The following is a 20,047-nucleotide window of genomic DNA, read 5'->3' on the forward strand; positions in this document are numbered from 1 at the left end:
TAATGATGTTAATTTACTTTCAAATATTAATTATTGCCATTTTTTTTGTCTCTTTTATTGTTTTTTGTAAAAAAACGGGGCTCTCTTATTGGGCTCCTTCATCAATGTCAGTGTTCTTTGATGGCATTTTCTTTGTTGGTAAAGAAAACTTTACAGCTATGACTGCGAGGATTGTTCTTCTATTGGTCATTCCTGCATCTTTTTTACTGCGTTTTGATATAGAGGCGAGACACACATATCAATTTATTCTGATAGCTGGGGCATGGGCTTTTCTCATGTATTGCTATTATTACAAGGGTGAGATTAAGCCGGGAAGAATAAAGAGCTCAGCAATCTTTAGTGAGATTTTTTTTGCCAAAAGAGCTGGCTTACGGGGTTTGGCCTTGTGGAGCATTAGGGTAATATATGTTGTTGGTATTATCTTTCATTTTTTAAGTTGAGTTTTATGCTTCATTTTAACTTAATATAGTAGAGGGTAATTCCATAGAGTTATTATGGAGCGTTTTTTGGATAAATATATTGCCGGATGTCAGGAGGAGAGGCTATGAAAAGATTTTACAAGACAGCCCTACCATTGGTGATTGGCGGTTTTATATTGCTTGGCTCCTTGGACTCTAGTGCTGTCACACGCGAAGAAATGCGGACACTCGATGCCGCCTATCCGCCTGGCAGTATTGTTAACTGCGAGGCCGAACTTGCCGGGAATGGTAAAAATCTATTGCCTATGACCACAAAAATTCGTGGGCATATCATAAGTAGAGCGGAAAATCTAAGCCACGCCGATGTCCGCGTGATGTTCATTCCTCATGGCTCATCAACGGCAACAATTACTCTGAGCTATCGGCAGAAAGTGATTATGGAAGAGAATGGTCAGCGGGTTTATATCGATCCGAAAAGCCTGAAAGTCTCAATGCCGGTCAGCCCTTCGAGTGAGGTGATTGTAGCCAAAGGATTTCGGGATCGGCTTCCAGCAACGCAAGAAGTCCAGCCCTATCAGACGACAGAAATCACCGATTTTCCGTCTTATGTGGTCAGGGCTCCGGGTGAATCCCCCCTTTATTGCCATAAAGTAGAGTAGGGAATAGTTTGAAAGCGAATAGACAGTTCCCAGCGACTAAAGACAGCGTGATTGTTCTTTCTAAAAGGCGGTTAGCAAATTGCACGTTCAACTAATTAATAATAAAAAGGGTTTGCTATAATCTAATTTTATCAACCAATTTTTGTTGATAATGAAAAATTAATGATTTATGCCGCCAATACGACATGGATAGTTATTTTTTTACCAATGTTGTTCCACTTACGATTAAGGAAGATTGCATGAAAAAGTTAATCATCTCCACTTTGGTTCTTTCCACTCTGGGCTTCGGCATGGCTGCCCATGCTGGGCAAAGTACCATCACTGCCGGTTATGCGCAGAGCAAGGTACAGGACTTCAAGAATATCAATGGCGTGAACGTTAAGTACCGTTACGAGTGGGATTCGCCAATCAGCGTTATCAGCTCATTTACCTATATGAGCGGTGACAAGGACGAGTCTTACAATGTCTATCGCGACAAAGTTAATAATCATGCCGAAGTTAAATATTACTCACTGTCCGTTGGTCCGGCATACCGTTTTAATCAATTTGTCAGCGTTTACGGGCTGCTGGGTTTGAATTATAACAAGGTGGATTACAAGTCATCCTGGAGCAATTACGCATACAACACTTACGAATATATGGGTGAAGAGAGCGGTAACCAGAAGAAAACCTCCTTTATGTACGGCGTTGGTTTCCAGGTTAACCCAATGGAAAATTTGGCGGTAGATATCGGTTATGAAGGCTCCAAACTGGATGCCGGTGGTAAAAATCGCTCTATCAACGGTTTCAATATCGGCATTGGCTATCGTTTCTGATAGTTGCATGCTTCCGGCCTCCCGATATCAAGAGGCCGGTAATCTTTACCCCATCTTCGGATAGACCCCCGGCCCGATCGGCAGGCCGAGTGCGTACCACGTCAGCAACAGTAAAATCCACACGGCAAAGAACACCAGCGGATACGGCAGGATCAGCACGTAATAGGTGCCGAGCTGGGCGTCTTTGCGGTAACGCTGCAGGAAACCGAGGAACAGCGGAAGGAACGGCGACATTGGTGCCAGCGGCAGCACCGAGGAGTCGGCAATGCGGAAGATCATCTGCGCGAACGCCGGGTGGAAGCCGAGCAGCATAAACATCGGCACAAAAATCGGTGCCAGAATCGACCAGATGGCCGAACCGCTGGCGATAAACATGCACAGGAAGGCAGAGAGGAACATCAGGCCGAGGAACGCCGGTGCGCCGCTCATGCCGGCGGCTTCCAGCATGTCGGTCAGGCCGATGGCCATAAACTTGCCCATGTTGCTCCAGTTAAAGAACGCCACGAACTGCGACAGCGGAAACACCATCACGATAAAGCCGGCCATGCTCTTCATCGGCTCTATCAGGTGGTGGGGAATATCGTCTGGGCGTCGGATCTGTTTGGTCACCACGCCATAGGTAATGCCGACGGTGAAAAAGAACAGGATAATGATCGGTACAATGCCTTTGATGAACGGCGAGGGGATCACCGAACCGGTTTTGGGATCGCGCAGCGGGGCGGCTTCCGGTACCACCAGCGCGGCGATAATCGCGATAAACACCAGTGCGGCGATGCCGCTCATCATCAGCCCATGGTTTTGCAACGGGGTTAGCGCTTCAATTTTATCTTCCGCGCTGCCGCGCCATTCCGGCAACCTGGGTTCAATAAACTTATCGGTCAGCAGTGCGCCGGCGATGGTCAGCACGATCACCGAGGTGGCCATAAAGTACCAGTTGTCGATCACGCTGACGTGAACGGCGGCGTCTACCGCTTTGGTGGCCTCGGTACTGATACCGGACAGCAGCACGTCGGTGGTGACGATCAGCAGGTTGGCGGTAAAGCCGGAAGCGACCCCGGCGATAGCGGCCAATAGCCCGGCAATGGGATGGCGGCCCACGGCAAGGAACATCAGTGCGCCGAGCGGCGGCATCACCACCAGCGCGGCGTCCGATGAAATGTGGCTGAAGAAGGCGATAAACAGCACCATGTAACTGGCATAGCGTGCGCTAACGCGTGAGGCCATTTTATACATCAGCGCCTGCAACAGCCCGACTTTCTCTGCCAGCCCAGCGCCGATGACCAGTGCCAGAATGGCTCCCAGCGGCGCAAAGCTGCTGAAGTTATGAATGATGTTCGGGAAAATCCACTGCATGCCCGCTACGCTCATCAGGTTATTCACCTTGATCAGCTCGCCGGTGGCCGGGTTCTTCACCGCTAGGTCCAGCCAGGAGAACAGCGCCGTGGACAGCATTAAAACAACGATTAAATAGACGAACAGTAAAAAAGGATTGGGAATTTTATTCCCGATGCGTTCTACCCAGTAAAAAATGCGACCGGGGCTTTTATTGACTGACGTTGTGGCCTCACTCATTGGCTTACCCTCTGTGTTTGTCCTGTTGTGTTTATTTTTTATTATTTGATTTATTTATAATTATTTTCACAGGCCCGTGGGTGGGCCTGTGTCGTTCTGTCTTTATTTTAACGGCGAAGGTTTAACCCCCGACGGGATTGGGCAACTGTACGGCTGTTCTGTTCGTTGGCGTTCGAACTCGCGGCGGCACTCCGCCAGCAGAGCGCTGTCGCTCAACAGATCGATGGCGGTGGCCGCCATCACCTTGCCCGCCAGGCACATGCCCTTGTGCGCAATAGAGGTGCGGCCCTGTGCCACCAGTTGCCAGGTGTGCAGCGGGGTGCCGAGCGCAAAGCACGGGCTGAAGCACTGAGCGGTCGGCGTCACCCAACTGACGTCGCCGACGTCGGTGGAACCGTACAGCAGATCTTCCGAGGCCACATAAGGCGCGACTTCATCCATCAGCACCTTGTCGCCCAGGTTTTGCACCCATTCACGCCCGGCCGCCCCGCCAGTCCGGGCGATATTCAGCTTGGCATTACGCAGGTCGTCCTTGTTCAGCGTTTGGCGGATCTCGGTGGCGAAGCTGCGCTCCTCCTCGCTGTACTCCGGCAGACCGAAGCCACAGACGTGGCGATACATCACCTGCTCCATGCTGCGGTTTGGCACGTAGTTGGAACAGGCCTTGTCGAAACGTACCGTCATTTGGGTATCGGTCATTAGCGCCGCACCCTTGGCAATGTTGATCACTCGCTGGTAAATATCCTGCGCTTGATCGAGCTGCGGCGCGCGGATCAGATACAGCACTTCGGCGTCGGCTTGCACCACATTGGGCGAGCTGCCGCCGGTATTGGTAACCGCATAGTGCAATCGCGCTTCCTGCACGATGTGCTCACGCAGGAAGTTGGCACCGGTGTTCATCAGTGTCACGGCATCCAGCGCGCTGCGGCCAAGGTGGGGTGAGTTGGCGGCGTGCGCGGCGACCCCCTTGAACTGAAACGCCGCCTGAATATTGGCCAGGGTGCTGGTATTGAACATGCCGCTGAAGCCTTCGGGGTGCCAGGTGAGTGCGGCGTCGACGTCATCGAACAGCCCTTCGCGTACCATAAAGGTTTTGCCGGAACCGCCCTCTTCGCCAGGGCAGCCGTAGAAACGCACGGTGCCGGTCAGGTGCTGTTGCTGCATCCAGGCTTTGACCGCGAAGGCTCCCGCCAATGCGGCGGTGCCCAACAGGTTGTGACCACAGCCGTGACCGTTCCCGTTTTCGACCAGCGGTTGCGGCGTGGCGCAGCCTGACCGTTGGCTTAATCCGGCAAGGGCGTCGTACTCGCCCAGCAGGGCGATCACCGGGTGGCCGCTGCCATAGCTGGCGATAAATGCGGTTTCAATGCCGCCGACGCCGCGTTCAAGCGTAAAACCTTCTTGCTCCAGCGCATCGGCCAGCAAATTGGCAGAATAGGTTTCGGTAAAGCGTGTTTCCGGGTGATCCCAGATACTGTCGCTCAGTGCGCTAAAACGCGGCTGGTGTTGGTCAATGTAGTGATGGATAAACTTCAGCAGCTGTGGATGGCTCATGCTTGGCTCCCAAAAGTAGGCAGGTTAAGCGCCAGCGACGCCAGCGTTTTCACTGCCACCGCCATGACCTGTTCATTAAAATCAAACTTCTCATTGTGGTGCCCGGCGCTCAGCTCGGTGCCGAAGATCACGTACGAGGCCTGCCCGCCGTGCGATTTCACCCGTTCCATCATGTAGGTTGCGTCTTCTGAACCGGCGGCCTGCTCGCGGCGGTCGACCACCGAACTCAGTTCGGCAATGCCCTGCGCCTGTCGGTGAATGTAGTCCACCCACGGCTGGGTCGGTTTGCTGCTCTGTGCCGCGCCCATCAGCGCGATATCGCACTCAACGCCGTGCATTTTTGCCGCGCCTTCAATCACGTTCAGCGCCTGCTGGTAGACAAATTCGTTGATGGCATTGGTGGCGCCGCGGGTTTCTACTTTCATGAATGCGTGGTCGGCGATCACATTCCGACCGGTCCCTGCCTGCAGCACACCGACGTTGATGCGCGAGCTGCCTTCGCTGTGGCGTGGAATGGCGTACAGCCCCAGCGTGGCCTGTGCCGCCGCCAGCAGCGCATTGCGGCCATCTTCCGGTTTGGCCCCCGCATGGGCGGCCACGCCACGGTAGGTGACGTCGAGTTTGCTGGTCGCCATAAAGCTGTCGCTGCCGCACACCAGTTCGCCGGCCGGCACGCCGGTGCCGATATGCACCGCAGTGAAGAAATCAACGTCGTCCACTACGCCGGCTTCCACCATGGATTTTGCGCCGCGGGTGCCTTCCTCCGCCGGTTGGAAAATCAGTTTGATGGTGCCGTTGAGCTGAGGCTCCAGGCTTTTGAAAACGTGTGCCAGTCCCAGGCCGATGGTGGTGTGGCCATCGTGACCGCATGCATGCATCATGCCGCTGTTGCAGGAGGCAAAACCTTCGCGAAACGGCAGGTGATCCGGCTGCAGCTTTTCGTTGAGATCGAGCGCGTCCATGTCAACGCGATAGGCGATCACCGGCCCGGGGCGGCCGGTATCCAGCGTGGCGACAATACCGGCGAAGCCGCCGGAAAAATGTGGCAGCCATTTTTCCAGCGCACCCTGTTCGCGGGCGCGCTGCTCCTGAGCCTGCAGAGCCTCGGCCGACGGTAACCCCATGCGGGCGTCGGCGTTAATCACTTCACGACCCAGTTGCAGGCGGTAGCCCAGTCGATCCAGCTCTTCCGCCACCAGGGTAGCGGTGCGGAACTCAAACCAGCCGGACTCGGCGTAGCGGTGAAAGTCACGCCGCCAGGCCTGCAGCTGCGGGTACAGATCGGTCACCAACATCGAAAGCGGATTATTCATTTTGATATCTCATAAGTTATCGCGCCCAGGTAAATGCCGGGCAGCAGTGGTGCGCTGAACCAAATCAGACGGTGAAGCTATTTAATGAAAAAAAAGACGTATTTAGTGACTAACTGCCGTGAATAGCGCTTATCGGCGCAGAAAATGCGCTTAATTAAGCGAAATAAGAATTTGGTTATATATTCTGTTTTTTTCGAATGTACACAATGGAATCAGGCTAAATAAGATGCCAATATCTTGCTATTGATAAACAACGGTTATCGCCATTTGCCTATGCCAGCCTCAATAAAATTGCACCAATTACGTGCGTTTGTAGAAGTCAGTCGCCAGGGCAGCATCCGCGCCGCCAGCCGCACTTCACGCCTTTCCCAGCCTGCGTTAACCAAGTCGATTCAGGAGCTGGAGCAGGTGCTGGGGGCCAAGCTGTTTATTCGCCGCAGCCAGGGCGTGGTGCTGACCGACTGCGGCGATAACTTTTTCCAGCATGCCAGCCTGATCCTCGAAGAGCTGCGGGTGGCGCAGGAGGATATTCAGCAACGGCTGGGGCTGGCGGGTGGTTCGGTGAATATCGGCGTAGGCGGCAGCATTGCGCGCACCGTCATGCCGCAGGTTATCACCCAGTTTCATCGTGAATACCCGAAGGTCAAAGTACGGATTGTCGAAGGACAGCTGGTATCGATGATCCCGGAGCTTCGCCAGGGCGAGCTGGATTTTACCGTCAATACTTATTACCCCAGCAGCCTGGACAATGAATTACAGTACGAACGGCTGATGGAAAAAGAGTACAAGGTGGTGGTGCGCAAGGGGCATCCGATGGAAGGAGCGACGTCCCTGAAACAGCTGCAGCACTGCGACTGGACCATGCCGACGCCCAAAGGCAGCTACTATCGCCTGCTGCACGATCTGTTCGGGGATTTGGGAATGGCGCCGTCAATCAGCGTGACCTGTGAGACATTTATGGCCTGCACCAGCCTGGTGGCGCAAAGTGATTTCGTCAGTATTTTATCGGTAGATGTGATCTCTGACCCAATACTGGGTAAGCATCTGGTGCCGCTGGCGCTGGAAGAAAGCTTACCAAAGGCGACGTTTTATCTGATTCAGCGTAAGGACACCACGCTTACGCCGATGGGCGCACACCTGGCGCGCCTGTTTCGTCTGCACTGTCGCTGAGGTGTTAACCAAAAACCGGCAGTGTTGAGCGAAATGTGCAAACCACTTAATTAGCCAATCAGTAGATATCTACGATGTTCTATTTTTGCGTAATTTACGTATTGTACACTTATAAAAAAACAGCTGAAAATCTCTCTGTCATTAATTTATAAAAATATCTTTATCTTAATGGGGGTATTTTAATTCCATTTCTCACCTTTGTAGTTATAGCATTATTTTTAATGCAATTTAGTTGGGTAAAAAAACGGCAAAAACAAAACCATAAGAATGTTTAATGTTTAAATTTATATTTCAAAATCAATGAGTTGAATTATTCATTGGGATTTTTCCTATGTATTGCTTGACCAAAATGGTTAATTTGACATACTTTTTTCTTGATTTTACTGTATTTAAAGGCGTTTTATGGAAGAAAACAAGATATTTAATAATAAAGTCGTTTTTGACTTTAACGCCTGTTGTTTGTATGAGGCTAATAATGAAGGTAACCGAGTTTCATTAACTACGCCTTCACGTGATTGCTTGGCTATCATTACATTAAACTCTCCTAATACAACATCTCAACAAGTGTTGTTTGAGCAAGTATGGGAGCAGCATGGGATCCCGGTTAATGTGAATACGCTGTATCAGCATATTTCTATGATTCGCCGTGCATTCAGACAGCTTGGTATGAACGATGACGTGATAGTGACGATCCCTCGTCGTGGCATGTGCTTGGCGGCGGGGCTGCATGTTGCAGCATTAGCGGGAGGTAAACAGGTTCCCTGTATTGAAAGGTTAGGCCAGCCTGGTAGGGTAATCGAAAAAGCGCCTGATATAATTTTACAGCCAGCGGCTGAAGTTGATAATCAGCAATATCCAGAAAAAGCTCCGGCAGATGCCAGAGGGCCCAGCATTATCAATTGGTTGCTCATTGCACTGCTGACATTGAGTGTGGCGCTGATCGCAACGGTTTTAATGGCGTATTTTTTCTCGACCAAAAACGGCCGGTTCCACGATTATCATCACGCCATGAAAGTTAACGGCTGCGATATTTATCTCTATAAAAAAGAGATTGCGTGGTCGAGAGATAAGATTTCAGACGCATTAGCCGAAGCAGGTAAAACCTGTTCACAGAGTGAAAGGGTATACATCAGTTATTTCAATACGTTGCCGAGAGTTTCCCTGATTAGCTGTAATGGTGATATTTTGAGCGAAAACACGGATTGCTCTTCCTACTATATTTATCGTGAAGGGGGGCATCGTTATGAAAAATAGGTTTTTTTTAGCTGTGATATTTTTATTGCTGCTTGGTTCTCTTGCTGGATGTTTTTTTTATAAAAAACTGACTAAGCGTGAGAATGGCTTGGGTTGCTATGCGCATGCGAGCTTTATTTATCCATCATCAAGTGGGAGTGACCGCCTGGAGCTTGGCATGTTATTTCTTTTGGATAAAAATGTTGGGATTATTTCATACAGCGGTAAGATTAATTCCGCAGGTGTTAATTATAACGTTAAGCGCTATGCTGAAGTAGAGTATGTTGTGCATGATGGCACCTCTTATTTTATAAAAACTAAAGCCGTGCATCCCGATGTTTCGGATAATGTGCCTGATGTGCTGTCGAAAAAATATTTTTATGATTACCTCGATAGGGTTGACGGTTGGGTTAGCTTTAGAGTGGTCAAGGATTACCATAATAAATATACTTTTTACACTAACTCAATTCCTCACTTTGTTTGTAAGGAACGCTGAGCTCCAAGTAGATGCTACAATTGTATAAAATCTAAAAAAACCTGACGTTAATGTCAGGTTTTTTTATAAGTTTTTTTTAGCTAAGTTAATTATTTATCTTAATCATCAATCTGTAGTGTGATTAATCTATAGTTGTTAGATTGATAAGGGAATATATGCTTAGTTACAATGTTATTATTGTTGGCAGTGATAAGTATTATGCACAGGGGTTAAAGTTGTTAATTGATAAAATATTTATTGAGGGCGGATTCATTGGAAATGTGAGTTTTGATAAGAGTAAACTGAACTATGCTGATGTTGTGTTTAAGGAAGTGGAGGGGGATGGCGACTGTGCCATGTCATTGCCATTAATCAGTAAGGGATTCTGTGGTGTGGTTTTTCCGGTATTTAGAGATGTAAGAGACGTCAAGAGAGGTCGTGGGTCGTTAACATGTTCTGTTTTCAATTCTGGATTGAAATTCTCAAAGCGGGACTCTACATCAGAAACTGTAGGTAAAATAAAAAAATACTTCAGCCAGCTGTCAATGAATAAAGAGGGCGGCTACAGCAATGCGTTGTCATCAACTTGTCAATCCTGTGGTAAGCAGCTTTTGACTCAGTGCGAGATTGATGTTATCGAGCTTCTTTCTGCTGGGTTCTCATTTAATAGCATAGCTTATATCTTGAGTAGAAATGCTAAAACAGTCTATACGCAGAAGTACTCTGCGATGAAAAAGCTAAAGTTAAAAAATAATCTGGAGTTGACATCTTTTATCTGTGGGGGGGCAAATAAAAAACGGATGTAATTCGTGATTGTTACATTATTTATTAATGTAAAAATGATTAGAATGCTCTGTTTCATCTTGTTTAGCTTGTTTAAGACATCTTAAATTATCTGCCAACTTTAATTGTTAAGTTTATCTCATTGTTTTTAATGGATTTGTTTTAATTTCATTAACTTTAGGTTTATTCATTGAGTAGTGATGTTTTGACGGTGTTATATTTTATCTCGTCGAAGGTTTTGATTAATTTTCGTCTTGGGAAGAGGGATGCTTCTATATAGGGATGTTTCCTCTCAAGGTAAGAGATAATTTATTGTGATGGAAGATTAAATAATGAATATTAATAAGCTTAAGATGGCGATGATCATGGGTGCTATGGGTGCTTCTTTTATCGCTAATGCCGCCGTTGTGAACCAGGGTTCCGGTAAGGTTACTTTCACCGGATCTATTATTGATGCGCCATGCTCTATTGCTGCTGATTCAGCAGACCAGACCATTGAATTGGGGCAGGTTTCTCAGGTTTCGCTGAAGGATGGTGGTAAATCTACGGTGAAACCTTTTTATATTAACCTAGAGAACTGCGAGTTAACCACTTCTGGTCCAGGGAAGAATAACGCAGTGAACCTGACTTTCACAGGGGCAAGCGGTAAAGACCAGGATGGTCGTCTGAGCATTACCGGTACGGCTAAGGGGGCAAGTATTGCTATTACTGATGGGACTGGTGAAGTCATTAAACTGGGAACTGCAACGAATGCTCAGACCTTGCAATCGGGGAAAAATACTTTGAGTTTCTCCGCCTATTTACAAGGCGATGGTGCTTCTTCAGCTACACCTGGTGATTTCAGCGCCGTGACTGACTTTACCTTGGCTTACCAGTAAACATTATTAAGTAGCTGGTGCTAGATAGGCATGCGGAAACCGCATGCCTGATTTAGCGCTCAATGAGGGTAAGGCCATGTTATCTAAGGGGAGAGTAAAGATAATAACCCCTTTAATTTTTGTGTTTGCATTGATTGTTTCTGCAAATGCAGAGGCCCTATCATCGCAAGGACGAGGGCAGGTCAATATAAAAGGTGAGATTGTAGCAACGGCATGCGCCATTTCTACCAAAAGCCGCGAGCAAACCATTGATATGGGAAATATCTCTGTCTCAGATATTTATCGGCGTGGGCAGGGGAATGCCAAAGCCTTTTCTATTGAGTTAATTAATTGCACTCTGGAAACACAGAGTGCGCATGATTCCGCCAGGAAATACGTGCAACTTACGTTTGATGGTAATAACGATAACGGACTCTTTCAGGGGGAAGGCAGAGGGAAGGGGGTAGCGATAAGAATTACGGATCATAATGGAAATGTCGCTATCCCCGGTGTTGCGATGCCGCTGGAAACTCTTGCTCCAGGAAATAAAATGCTCAATTACTTTATGACACTTGTTGCGGTTCATCATCCGCTCAAGGTGGGTGGGTATTTTTTCACCATTCGGTTCAGATTAGATTATTTATGACGAATCTTAGAACGCGTCTGAAAGTTAAGTAATAGATAAGGTTTTTAATTATGCGAAAGCCTACAAGGACGTTATTGAATTTTTACATGCCCAGGTTGTGTTTTTTTTTATATTTCTGGCAGCCGAATGGGGTGGTTTATGCCGTAGAAGAGATCCAGTTTAATACGGATGTACTGGATTTAAACGATAGAGAAAATATCGACTTAAGTCAGTTCTCTCGTAGCGGTTATATTATGCCAGGCACCTATGCCATGACGGTGCATGTGAACAAGAACGAACTTGCTGAGCAATCTGTGTTGTTTATCGCGCCGGAAAATGATCCCAAAGACAGCAAGGCCTGCTTGTCGCCTATGCTGGTTCAGCAACTGGGGTTAAAGGAGAGCATTCTGCCTCAGCTTTCTTGGTCACGCGATGGACGTTGCCTTAACTTGCACAGTCTGGAAGGGATGGAAGCACGTGGTGATTTGGCATCATCGGCGTTGTATCTGAGCGTTCCTCAAGCCTATTTGGAGTTTACTTCCGATTATTGGGATCCACCGTCGCGCTGGGATGAGGGGATTCCAGGGATCCTGCTGGACTATAGCGTCAATGCTCAAACGCAGTGGAATCAGCGGCAAGCTGGCAATGGGTATGACATCAGCGGCAATGGGACTTTGGGAGGGAACGCAGGTGCTTGGCGGTTGCGCGCTGACTGGCAAGGGCGACTGGCCAGCCAATCCGGTTCGAAACAACGGATGCAGCGTTCGCTGGAGTGGAGCCGCTACTACATCTACCGGGCTATTCCGGCATGGCGTGCAAAATTGACGCTGGGTGAGGAGTATTTGGAGTCCAGCCTTTTTGACAGTTTCAGATTTACCGGGCTCAGTTTACGGTCCGATGACAACATGTTACCTCCGAATCTGCGAGGTTATGCGCCAGAAGTAACGGGGATAGCCAAGTCGAATGCCAAGGTCATCATCAGCCAACAGGGGCGGGTGTTGTATGAGACACAGGTTGCTGCTGGACCATTTCGTATTCAGGGGCTTAGTGACGCTGTATCAGGGCAGCTTGATGTGCGGGTGGAGGAGCAGGACGGAGGTGTGGTGCAAACGTTTACGGTCAACACGGCCAGCATTCCATACTTAACGCGCCCAGGTTTGGTGCGCTTCAAACTGGCGGCAGGACGGCCAGCGGAATGGGGGCATCAGCTGCGAGGCCCGTTGTTTACTGCCGGGGAGTTTTCTTGGGGAGTGACCAACGGTTGGTCGCTGTACGGTGGTGGATTAGGCGGTGGCGATTATAACGCGCTGTCATTGGGGATTGGGCGCGATCTAATGGCACTGGGTGCGCTGTCATTTGATGCGACCCAGTCACGGACACAGCTGCGACAAGAGAGAGCCTTTAGCGGCAGCTCGTATCGCCTCAGTTATTCGAAGACCTTTGACGAATTGGACAGTCAAGTGACCTTTGCTGGTTACCGTTTCTCGGCGCAGGACTTTATGACAATGAGCGAATATCTTGATGCGCGCTATACCGGCCACAGAAGCGGTAGCAGCAGGGAAATGTACACCGTCACCCTGAACAAGAACTTTCGGGACTGGGGATTAAGCACTTATCTCAACTACAACCACCAGACCTATTGGAATCGACCAACCAATGATCGCTATAACCTGACGCTGTCGCGCTACTTTGATTTCGGCAATATCAAAAATCTCAGCTTGTCGATAGGGGCTTACCGCAACCGTTTTAACGGTCGCAATGAGGATGGAATGACGTTGTCCGTGTCGATGCCATGGGGAAATAGAGCATCACTTAATTACAGCCTAATGCTTGATCATAAGGACACAGTGCACCGTGCTGGCTATTACGATCGGATTGACGAGCATAGCAGCTACCAGTTGTCCGCTGGCACATCGCGCCGTGGTGGCAACCTGAGTGGTTATTACGATTATGAAGGGGATATTGCCAGGGTCAGTGCCAATGCCAGCTATCAGCAAGGCAGCTATAGCGCATTGGGTGCCTATGCGCAGGGGGGTATGACGTTAACGTCCGAAGGTGGGGCATTACACCGCAGCAACATGATGGGAGGCACACGTTTGTTGATTGACACCAATGGGGTCAGTGGTGTGCCGGTGCGTGGATATGGCAGTACCTCCAGAAGCAACCGCTTTGGCAAAGCGGTTGTCGCAGAAGTAAACAGCTATTACCGCAATAAGGTGAGCATCGATTTGAACCAGCTAAGTGATAGCGCGGAGGCGATAACTTCGGTGGTGCAGGCAACGCTCACCGAAGGCGCGATTGGTTCTCGACGATTTGACGTGATAGCCGGTGAAAAGGCTATGGCGATGATCAGACTCGCCGATGGCAGTGAGCCGCCTTTTGGTGCGACGGTGTTGAACGTGCGCAATCAGGAAACTGGCATTGTTAACGACGGTGGCAGTGTTTACCTGAGTGGTATCAATGCAGGTGAGACCATGAAGGTGAGCTGGGCGGGCCATGTGCAATGCGAGGTGAAAATGCCGGCGTCGCTGCCAGCGGATTTGCTGATGAATAACCTGCTATTGCCGTGTGAACCGGTAGGTAGGGGGAGCGATTTAAGCCAGCAAAGTGTGCGGGCGATGATGCTGCCATGAACAGTGTGTAGGGGGAGGCTCTCTCCTCAGCACAAAGAATAATGTAATAACAATCAGGATGTAGGTATTGATGATCATGACTTATGTAAAACGCCGTGGCATATCCAAATTGAGTGCGGTTATCGCTGTTTTGCTAGGTTTTATGACGGCTTGGCAGGTGCAGGGCGCTATTGCTCTGGATCGCACTAGAGTGATTTTTGACGGTGACTTGAAATCCGTAAGTCTTAATATTAGCAACCAAAACAAACAGTTGCCATATTTAGCTCAGGGGTGGCTGGAAGACGAACGGGGGAATAAAATCCTAAGCCCACTGACAGTGCTGCCGCCGGTTCAGCGTATTGAGCCGGGGAAAGCGAGTCAGGTGAAGTTGTTGGCGTTGTCGAAGATCGCACAGCTACCACAGGATCGAGAGACGTTGTATTACTTCAACCTCCGTGAGATCCCACCAAAAAGTAGTAAGCCGAACACGCTGCAGATTGCGCTGCAGACGCGGATCAAACTGTTCTATCGCCCGGCGGCCATAGCGCCTCAGCAAAACGCCGCGCCTTGGCAGGAAAAACTGACGCTGACCAAGATAGGGAATACCTACCGCGTCAATAACCCGACACCGTACTACGTAACGATTGTCGATGGCGGCGTCAAAAAAGGGAGCCCGGGCATTACGGGTTTTGAACCGTTGATGTTGCCACCTAAAGGCAACGGCATGCTGAACGTATCTTCAGCGGCTCTGGGGCAAACCCCTGTGTTGACCTATGTGAATGATTACGGTGGGCGTCCGCAGCTCACCTTTACCTGCAGCGGTAGTGAATGCCATGTAGTCATGGATAAACCCTAAAGGTATTTGGAGAGGAAATGGCAATGCAGGGAGCTAAGCATTGTGGGGGGGACGACGGCTATAGTCGCTACCTACATCGCTGGATAGGGTTGATTATTGCGGCGCTGCTGATGGTGTTGCTGACATTGGTCATGATGATGCTATTGATACAACAAGCCCAAGCCGATGGTGGTGAGGTTGATGGTGCCAATGGTGTGCTACTGATCACGGGTTCACTGACGGAAAGTGCCTGTCGACTGGATATGGCGAGTGCTGATCAGGTTGTGAGTCTGGGGAGTTTAGGAACGGCACAGTTACAGCAACCTGGTGATCGCGGTGCCTCAGTATTGCTCGAGTTGCGGCTGAAAGATTGTTTACGTATTCAGACCGGCCAGCGGGATGAGCTCGTGGGAAAAAGAGCCTGGGGAATCGAATATCCCACGGGCACGGTGAGTTTCAGTGCCCTACAAGATGCAGATACGACGGGATTAGTTGAAGTGCAGGGGGCATCGGGTATTGCGCTATTGTTGTCTGACCGTCAGGGAAAACCCGTGAGTCTTGATCTTCCTGGTACGCCACTGATGCTCTCCCCTGGTAATAATGCGTTGGTTTATCGGGTGACACCCGTGCGTACACCCGCTGCGTTGCAAGCTGGCGCATATAGTGCGGTGATCCACTTCCGGCTGTTTTATGAATGAGGTGACTAAGATGGCGGGGAAAAACCTGTGCATGGCAGCAAGTCTGTTGAGCTTATTGGCGTTGTCTGCGCCTTGGGTGATACAGGCCGCCACGGTAACGGTAAAAGTGGTTGTTGTTCAACCCCCTCCCTGCGTCGTTAATCAAAATCAACCAATAGAAGTGAATTTTGGCGAAGTCAGTACGATGAAGGTTGACGGCAGCAACTATCGTCAAACGATCAGTTATAGCCTCGCATGTAGTGGCGCAGTATCCAACGCTATGAAATTACAAATTAAAGGCAGTGGCGCATTGTTTGATCACGAAGTGCTGCTGACCAATAAGACGGGGTTAGGTATCGCTTTATTACATAACGATATCCGGCTACCTCTTAATCGTTGGGTCAACTTTACTTACCCAAACTCACCGGTATTGGCGTCGGTTCCGGTTAAAGCCGCTGGTGTAACGTTAACCGGGGGGGAATTTAGCGCTGGTGCAACCTTGGCGGTGGATTACCAATGACAAATGCGGGATGAGTCTCATGCAATCTATAAATATGCGCCGATATTGGCATATTCACGCTCTATTGCTGTTGGCTTTGGGGAAGGCTGGGGTGGGGCAGGCAACCGAGATGCAATTTCGGGGCAAACTGATAGAGCCGCCAGTTTGCTCGATTAATGATGGCGGGATTGTGGATGTGAACTTTGGCGATCGGTTGGGTGTGAACAAGGTTGATGGCGTGAACTACCGACAAGCCGTGAATTACCGAATTAGCTGTGAGGGGAGTACCGGCATGGACGGCATGACACTTATCTTTAGTGGCGCTGTCAGCACTTTCGATAAGGCAGCACTGCAAACTAGCATGAGTGATCTGGGCATCCGCATTTATCAGAATGATCAACCGATGGCGCCGGGTAGCAAGATTGCCATTAATCCCTCTAGCCCGCCGCAACTGGAGGCGGTGCCAGTACAGCGTCCCGGTGCGGTGTTGAGCGAAGGCCAGTTTGAGGCCACTGCGACCCTGCAGGTTAATTATCAGTAGCAGAGAAATGCATGATAACCATAAAAATGAAACACCATCCTTTGGTGTGTGTTCTGGGGATGTTGACGGTACTAAGTACAACGAGTGCTCTTGCCGAAAAAGACAACCTTCGTTTTCGTGGTGCGTTGGTGGCAGAACCTTGCGTTATCGCACCGGGGGACGAAGAGGTTCAGTTGGCGTTTGGCGTAATCGTCGATAAATACCTTTACCAGAATGTCCGAACGGTTGGAATGCCCTTCGAGCTGCGTCTGGCACAGTGCGACCTGAGTTTAGCCAAATCCATCTCGGTAACGTTTACGACATCGGAAGAGAGCCGTGAGCTGCCAGGGTTGTTGGTTCCCGTTGGTAACGCGAGGGGAATTGCTATAGGGCTGGAAACAGCATCAGGGCAAACCATTAAGCTTGATAAAGCGAGTGAACTTTACCCGCTGACGCAAGGCAGCAACGTGATACATCTCAAAGCTTATGTGCAGGTGGAACCACTGGCATTGGCTAACAGGTCAGTTGTGCTGGGAGCCTTTACCGCGGTGTCCACTTTTCGGTTGACGTATGAATAAGGTGGACAACATCTCCCCGATATAGGTTTTCAACCATATTCTATATTTCTGACTGGTGTTTTCTACGAGAATAATTATGGAAATAAGAAAAATTTCATTACGTATTGGGTGTCTTTTATTTTGTTTTTATACATCCATTTCTTATGGAATGCCCTCTGACTATGGTAGTGGCTATTTTAATGTGTCATCTTTCAATAATTATGAATGGCATATTGATCTGGATGGGTATGCTGTTGTCGATAAGGCCGACTTGTCGCTGCGTGTAAATACAGTGACCAATCCTTGTCTAAGTGCTTTTAATCTCGTTACTGGTATTGGCCGGTTTGTTTCTTGCCGCGTTGAACGAGAATTGTGCGGAGCCAGATGTGAATATTCAACGTTGTTTGAATCCACTAATATTAATGCGTTGTCAGTGGCCCAATTGAGAAATCTGTTGTCTGCCACGGGTAAGATGGCGTATGTCGGGTCTGCCCAGCAGGGGAGCATGATTTTTATATTGTCAGTGAGCGGCACCTCCGGGAGCTCTAACAACTATCTTCCCAAACAACGTGGAGGAGGAGGCGGTGGTGTTGAAGGTATCCCGATTACACCCGTTGAGCCGCCCACCAGTTGTTTAGCGTCAAGTACGACGCTTGATCATAAGACGTTGAGTGTCGCTGACTTGCAGGGCAATATCGCGACAGGCAACCTGACGATTTCTTGCAATAAAGCAGCCGGAGTGCGACTCAGGATTAATGGCTATAGCCACTCCAGTGGTCTGGCGTTGACTGACGACCGGTCGTTAATATCACACTTAACTCTCAACGGCGCACCGGCAGACAGCGATTTAAATGTCTCGGTACCGAGTTGGCAGGCAGCCACGGTGGTTGTCTATTCGATATTAGAAAAAACTGGAACGACGGTCACACCAGGCACTTATTCGAAAGCATTGATCGTTTTAATGACTATTGATTAGCACAGATAGAACCGCGAATTAATACTCCTTGGGTTATTAACGCTTTCCCTCATTACAATGAACGGGGATATGTATAGGTTGGGAAAGATATGCGTGTATTATATAAAATAAAGTATTGTGATAATTATTTGTTTCTACTTTTTCTTGTTGTTTTATTTTTTGTTTTTCGCTACTTCCCAAATATGGGAGGGGTGGGATTAAATCTGCCGGTGAATACATTGGTCTATGCTGCCAGCGCAAGCTTGATATTGCTCATATGGCTGCGGATGGTAAGAAGGCGGTCCATAACCATCACTTCGACGTTCCGCTATTTTTTCCTTGGCGGGATTATGTTGAGTATTCCGCTATTGTTTACGCGCCCAGAATGGTTGCCAGCTGCAGCTTGGCGAATGGCGGCGTTTTTTGCTGGCTTGGTGCTCTATTTCTCTTGGCTGCAACTCCCCTTGAACCGTCACTATCGGCGTACTTTATACGTACTGTTGTTACTGCTCGTTGTGCAACAGGCGGGTATGGCGTTATTGCAGCTGTTTGCCCCTGAATGGAGTGGTATGCCGCCGGGAGGACGCCGGGTATCTGGTGTTTTCCAGCAACCTAACGTGCTGGGCAGTTTTATCGCCACCGGGCTGGGGCTAACATTGATGCTCTATCTGCTACCAAGGAAAATGCTGGCGGTTTCGGGTTATGGACGTTATCACCGTTTGGCGCTCGCTTTGCTGTTAGTTTTACTCCCGGCATTACTGATTTGGATACAGTCGAGGGCCGCTTGGTTAGGCTCAGGATTGATGGCGTTGGGTTTCTGTTTGAGTTTCTGGCGGCATCAGCCATTGTTTTGTGCGAAGGCGGTTGGGTTAATGTCTGTGGGGTTGTTGTTGGGGATTATCGTGATGCAGTGGCAGCATAGTGAAATGCTACGCTATATCAGCCATGAGTCATCTAACCACGCGCGATTGTCGATGCTGATGGACACATTGGCAATGATAATCCGGCAACCTTTGAGCGGTTGGGGATACGGTGGTTTCGAATTCAGTTTCCAGCACTTTCGTATTAATCAGAGCCCTCCAACTGCAGTGTTGGAAATCGCTCGGCATCCTCATAACGAAATTTTGTTGTGGTGGGTTGAGGGAGGATTACTTGCTTTAGTGGGCATGGCGATGATCGCTGTGGCGGGAGGACTATTGCTGATACGAGCAATGTATAATGACCGGCAGGCATGGAGGGCTGGGCGAAGTGGAGCTGGAGAAGCAACCGCGCTCTGTTGGGTACTGGTTCCTATCCTGATTCATAGCCAACTTGAATATCCATTTCATATTTCTGCCGCGCATTGGGTACTGTTTTTACTGCTGTTAGCCACATTAGATGGCTTAACGAAAAAGCGTATAGCTTGTCGTCGGGTGGGCAGCGGAATACTGGTAAAAGGGGGAATGCTGGTTATGGCTGTGATGATCATCAGTGTGATGATCGCTGCCTTTCGGGGCGGGATAGAGCTAACGGCGGTTGAACGCAATGGTATGCGCGATATCGAACCACTGAAACAGATGTCACCATTGTCTGCGTGGGTGCATGATGAGCGCAGAGAGTTTGACCTGCAGATTAACGCTTTGATGAGCTATAACCAGACGAATGACGAGTTACTGCTGGTGGAACATGTCACTTGGGCACGGGCCTATTTGTTACGGCGCATTGATGTCAATGTCTACGCCAGCCTGATAACTATCTTACGCCACCAGAGGCGAATGGTGTTGGCTGAACGCTACCGTCTGGAGGCCGCCATGCTATTCCCCGCCGATCGACGCTTTTCTGATGAGCCTTGGTATCAGCAACAGTAATATCCAGCGTGGCTTTGAACAAAAAGCTCAGCAGGGGCTTTTATTCCCGTGCTCTGGCTTGTCGTGCTTA

20 protein-coding genes are annotated in these 20,047 nt (G+C 49.3%); 17 read left to right on the plus strand and 3 right to left on the minus strand.

Going from position 1 to position 20,047, the window contains the following annotated elements:
- Positions 1–2: 2 nt before the first annotated feature.
- From ACMGG1_RS02690 to ACMGG1_RS02700, 3 genes are all read left to right on the plus strand, one after another.
- Positions 3–440: a hypothetical protein gene (locus ACMGG1_RS02690; protein ID WP_020828637.1), complete on the plus strand. Its 438-nt coding sequence runs from the start codon at positions 3–5 to the stop codon at positions 438–440.
- A 104-nt stretch (positions 441–544) separates the two neighbouring features.
- The gene (locus ACMGG1_RS02695) at positions 545–1,078 is read left to right on the plus strand and encodes a hypothetical protein (RefSeq protein ID WP_020828636.1); all 534 of its coding nucleotides are present in this window, start codon (positions 545–547) and stop codon (positions 1,076–1,078) included.
- 239 nt (positions 1,079–1,317) lie between these two features.
- Positions 1,318–1,893 carry an Ail/Lom family outer membrane beta-barrel protein gene (locus ACMGG1_RS02700; RefSeq protein WP_020828635.1) on the plus strand — a complete coding sequence of 192 codons (576 nt, stop codon included), beginning with the start codon at positions 1,318–1,320 and terminating at the stop codon, positions 1,891–1,893.
- Between the two features lie 45 nt (positions 1,894–1,938).
- Here the strand turns inward: ACMGG1_RS02700 and abgT are convergent, their stop codons facing one another.
- The 3 genes from abgT to ACMGG1_RS02715 form a co-directional block, all read right to left on the minus strand.
- Positions 1,939–3,465 carry a p-aminobenzoyl-glutamate transporter gene (gene abgT, locus ACMGG1_RS02705; protein WP_371078541.1) on the minus strand — a complete coding sequence of 509 codons (1,527 nt, stop codon included), beginning with the start codon at positions 3,463–3,465 and terminating at the stop codon, positions 1,939–1,941.
- Between the two features lie 102 nt (positions 3,466–3,567).
- Positions 3,568–5,019, minus strand: a complete 1,452-nt coding sequence (locus ACMGG1_RS02710) for a M20 family metallopeptidase (RefSeq protein ID WP_130016525.1) — start codon at positions 5,017–5,019, stop codon at positions 3,568–3,570.
- The gene (locus tag ACMGG1_RS02715; RefSeq protein ID WP_020828628.1) at positions 5,016–6,332 is read right to left on the minus strand and encodes a M20 family metallo-hydrolase; all 1,317 of its coding nucleotides are present in this window, start codon (positions 6,330–6,332) and stop codon (positions 5,016–5,018) included. The genes ACMGG1_RS02710 and ACMGG1_RS02715 overlap by 4 nt, the downstream gene beginning before the upstream one ends.
- A 273-nt stretch (positions 6,333–6,605) precedes the next feature.
- Here ACMGG1_RS02715 and ACMGG1_RS02720 point away from each other — a divergent pair, with 273 nt between their 5' ends.
- From ACMGG1_RS02720 to ACMGG1_RS02785, 14 genes are all read left to right on the plus strand, one after another.
- The gene (locus ACMGG1_RS02720; protein WP_041414962.1) at positions 6,606–7,502 is read left to right on the plus strand and encodes a LysR family transcriptional regulator; all 897 of its coding nucleotides are present in this window, start codon (positions 6,606–6,608) and stop codon (positions 7,500–7,502) included.
- A gap of 402 nt (positions 7,503–7,904) precedes the next feature.
- A complete protein-coding gene (locus ACMGG1_RS02725; RefSeq protein ID WP_130016524.1) occupies positions 7,905–8,756 on the plus strand; it encodes a winged helix-turn-helix domain-containing protein in 852 nt (283 codons plus the stop codon).
- Complete coding sequence (locus ACMGG1_RS02730) at positions 8,746–9,231, plus strand: hypothetical protein (RefSeq protein WP_130016523.1); 486 nt, start codon at positions 8,746–8,748, stop codon at positions 9,229–9,231. The genes ACMGG1_RS02725 and ACMGG1_RS02730 overlap by 11 nt, the downstream gene beginning before the upstream one ends.
- A 155-nt stretch (positions 9,232–9,386) precedes the next feature.
- Positions 9,387–10,016: a helix-turn-helix domain-containing protein gene (locus ACMGG1_RS02735; protein ID WP_128865443.1), complete on the plus strand. Its 630-nt coding sequence runs from the start codon at positions 9,387–9,389 to the stop codon at positions 10,014–10,016.
- Positions 10,017–10,325: 309 nt separating this feature from the next.
- The gene (locus ACMGG1_RS02740; protein ID WP_130016522.1) at positions 10,326–10,871 is read left to right on the plus strand and encodes a fimbrial protein; all 546 of its coding nucleotides are present in this window, start codon (positions 10,326–10,328) and stop codon (positions 10,869–10,871) included.
- A gap of 43 nt (positions 10,872–10,914) precedes the next feature.
- Positions 10,915–11,496 (plus strand): fimbrial protein, encoded by a 582-nt coding sequence (locus tag ACMGG1_RS02745; RefSeq protein WP_128865441.1) that lies wholly within the window; start codon positions 10,915–10,917, stop codon positions 11,494–11,496.
- Positions 11,497–11,546: 50 nt separating this feature from the next.
- Positions 11,547–14,108, plus strand: a complete 2,562-nt coding sequence (locus ACMGG1_RS02750; RefSeq protein WP_165366280.1) for an outer membrane usher protein — start codon at positions 11,547–11,549, stop codon at positions 14,106–14,108.
- A gap of 142 nt (positions 14,109–14,250) precedes the next feature.
- Positions 14,251–14,943, plus strand: a complete 693-nt coding sequence (locus ACMGG1_RS02755; protein WP_269813943.1) for a fimbria/pilus periplasmic chaperone — start codon at positions 14,251–14,253, stop codon at positions 14,941–14,943.
- Positions 14,944–14,960: 17 nt separating this feature from the next.
- Positions 14,961–15,620 carry a fimbrial protein gene (locus ACMGG1_RS02760; protein WP_232807859.1) on the plus strand — a complete coding sequence of 220 codons (660 nt, stop codon included), beginning with the start codon at positions 14,961–14,963 and terminating at the stop codon, positions 15,618–15,620.
- Between the two features lie 10 nt (positions 15,621–15,630).
- A complete protein-coding gene (locus ACMGG1_RS02765; RefSeq protein WP_128865438.1) occupies positions 15,631–16,119 on the plus strand; it encodes a fimbrial protein in 489 nt (162 codons plus the stop codon).
- A gap of 19 nt (positions 16,120–16,138) precedes the next feature.
- A complete protein-coding gene (locus ACMGG1_RS02770; protein ID WP_232807858.1) occupies positions 16,139–16,639 on the plus strand; it encodes a fimbrial protein in 501 nt (166 codons plus the stop codon).
- Between the two features lie 11 nt (positions 16,640–16,650).
- Positions 16,651–17,196, plus strand: a complete 546-nt coding sequence (locus ACMGG1_RS02775; RefSeq protein WP_232807857.1) for a fimbrial protein — start codon at positions 16,651–16,653, stop codon at positions 17,194–17,196.
- A gap of 76 nt (positions 17,197–17,272) precedes the next feature.
- The gene (locus ACMGG1_RS02780) at positions 17,273–18,151 is read left to right on the plus strand and encodes a hypothetical protein (RefSeq protein ID WP_128865437.1); all 879 of its coding nucleotides are present in this window, start codon (positions 17,273–17,275) and stop codon (positions 18,149–18,151) included.
- An 89-nt stretch (positions 18,152–18,240) separates the two neighbouring features.
- Positions 18,241–19,977: a PglL family O-oligosaccharyltransferase gene (locus tag ACMGG1_RS02785; RefSeq protein ID WP_240504967.1), complete on the plus strand. Its 1,737-nt coding sequence runs from the start codon at positions 18,241–18,243 to the stop codon at positions 19,975–19,977.
- The last annotated feature ends 70 nt before the right edge of the window (positions 19,978–20,047 follow it).

It is taken from the genome of Serratia sp. BNK-12, from assembly GCF_047456085.1.
GTDB lineage: Bacteria > Pseudomonadota > Gammaproteobacteria > Enterobacterales > Enterobacteriaceae > Serratia > Serratia liquefaciens.

Bases quoted from the DNA above. Each gene is read 5' to 3' on its own strand.
- ACMGG1_RS02690 (WP_020828637.1), top strand. From the start codon at position 3: ATGATGTTAATTTACTTTCAAATATTAATTATTGCCATTTTTTTTGTC.
- ACMGG1_RS02695 (WP_020828636.1), top strand. From the start codon at position 545: ATGAAAAGATTTTACAAGACAGCCCTACCATTGGTGATTGGCGGTTTT.
- ACMGG1_RS02700 (WP_020828635.1), top strand. From the start codon at position 1,318: ATGAAAAAGTTAATCATCTCCACTTTGGTTCTTTCCACTCTGGGCTTC.
- abgT (WP_371078541.1), bottom strand. From the start codon at position 3,465: ATGAGTGAGGCCACAACGTCAGTCAATAAAAGCCCCGGTCGCATTTTT.
- ACMGG1_RS02710 (WP_130016525.1), bottom strand. From the start codon at position 5,019: ATGAGCCATCCACAGCTGCTGAAGTTTATCCATCACTACATTGACCAA.
- ACMGG1_RS02715 (WP_020828628.1), bottom strand. From the start codon at position 6,332: ATGAATAATCCGCTTTCGATGTTGGTGACCGATCTGTACCCGCAGCTG.
- ACMGG1_RS02720 (WP_041414962.1), top strand. From the start codon at position 6,606: ATGCCAGCCTCAATAAAATTGCACCAATTACGTGCGTTTGTAGAAGTC.
- ACMGG1_RS02725 (WP_130016524.1), top strand. From the start codon at position 7,905: ATGGAAGAAAACAAGATATTTAATAATAAAGTCGTTTTTGACTTTAAC.
- ACMGG1_RS02730 (WP_130016523.1), top strand. From the start codon at position 8,746: ATGAAAAATAGGTTTTTTTTAGCTGTGATATTTTTATTGCTGCTTGGT.
- ACMGG1_RS02735 (WP_128865443.1), top strand. From the start codon at position 9,387: ATGCTTAGTTACAATGTTATTATTGTTGGCAGTGATAAGTATTATGCA.
- ACMGG1_RS02740 (WP_130016522.1), top strand. From the start codon at position 10,326: ATGAATATTAATAAGCTTAAGATGGCGATGATCATGGGTGCTATGGGT.
- ACMGG1_RS02745 (WP_128865441.1), top strand. From the start codon at position 10,915: ATGCCTGATTTAGCGCTCAATGAGGGTAAGGCCATGTTATCTAAGGGG.
- ACMGG1_RS02750 (WP_165366280.1), top strand. From the start codon at position 11,547: ATGCGAAAGCCTACAAGGACGTTATTGAATTTTTACATGCCCAGGTTG.
- ACMGG1_RS02755 (WP_269813943.1), top strand. From the start codon at position 14,251: ATGACGGCTTGGCAGGTGCAGGGCGCTATTGCTCTGGATCGCACTAGA.
- ACMGG1_RS02760 (WP_232807859.1), top strand. From the start codon at position 14,961: ATGGCAATGCAGGGAGCTAAGCATTGTGGGGGGGACGACGGCTATAGT.
- ACMGG1_RS02765 (WP_128865438.1), top strand. From the start codon at position 15,631: ATGGCGGGGAAAAACCTGTGCATGGCAGCAAGTCTGTTGAGCTTATTG.
- ACMGG1_RS02770 (WP_232807858.1), top strand. From the start codon at position 16,139: ATGCAATCTATAAATATGCGCCGATATTGGCATATTCACGCTCTATTG.
- ACMGG1_RS02775 (WP_232807857.1), top strand. From the start codon at position 16,651: ATGATAACCATAAAAATGAAACACCATCCTTTGGTGTGTGTTCTGGGG.
- ACMGG1_RS02780 (WP_128865437.1), top strand. From the start codon at position 17,273: ATGGAAATAAGAAAAATTTCATTACGTATTGGGTGTCTTTTATTTTGT.
- ACMGG1_RS02785 (WP_240504967.1), top strand. From the start codon at position 18,241: ATGCGTGTATTATATAAAATAAAGTATTGTGATAATTATTTGTTTCTA.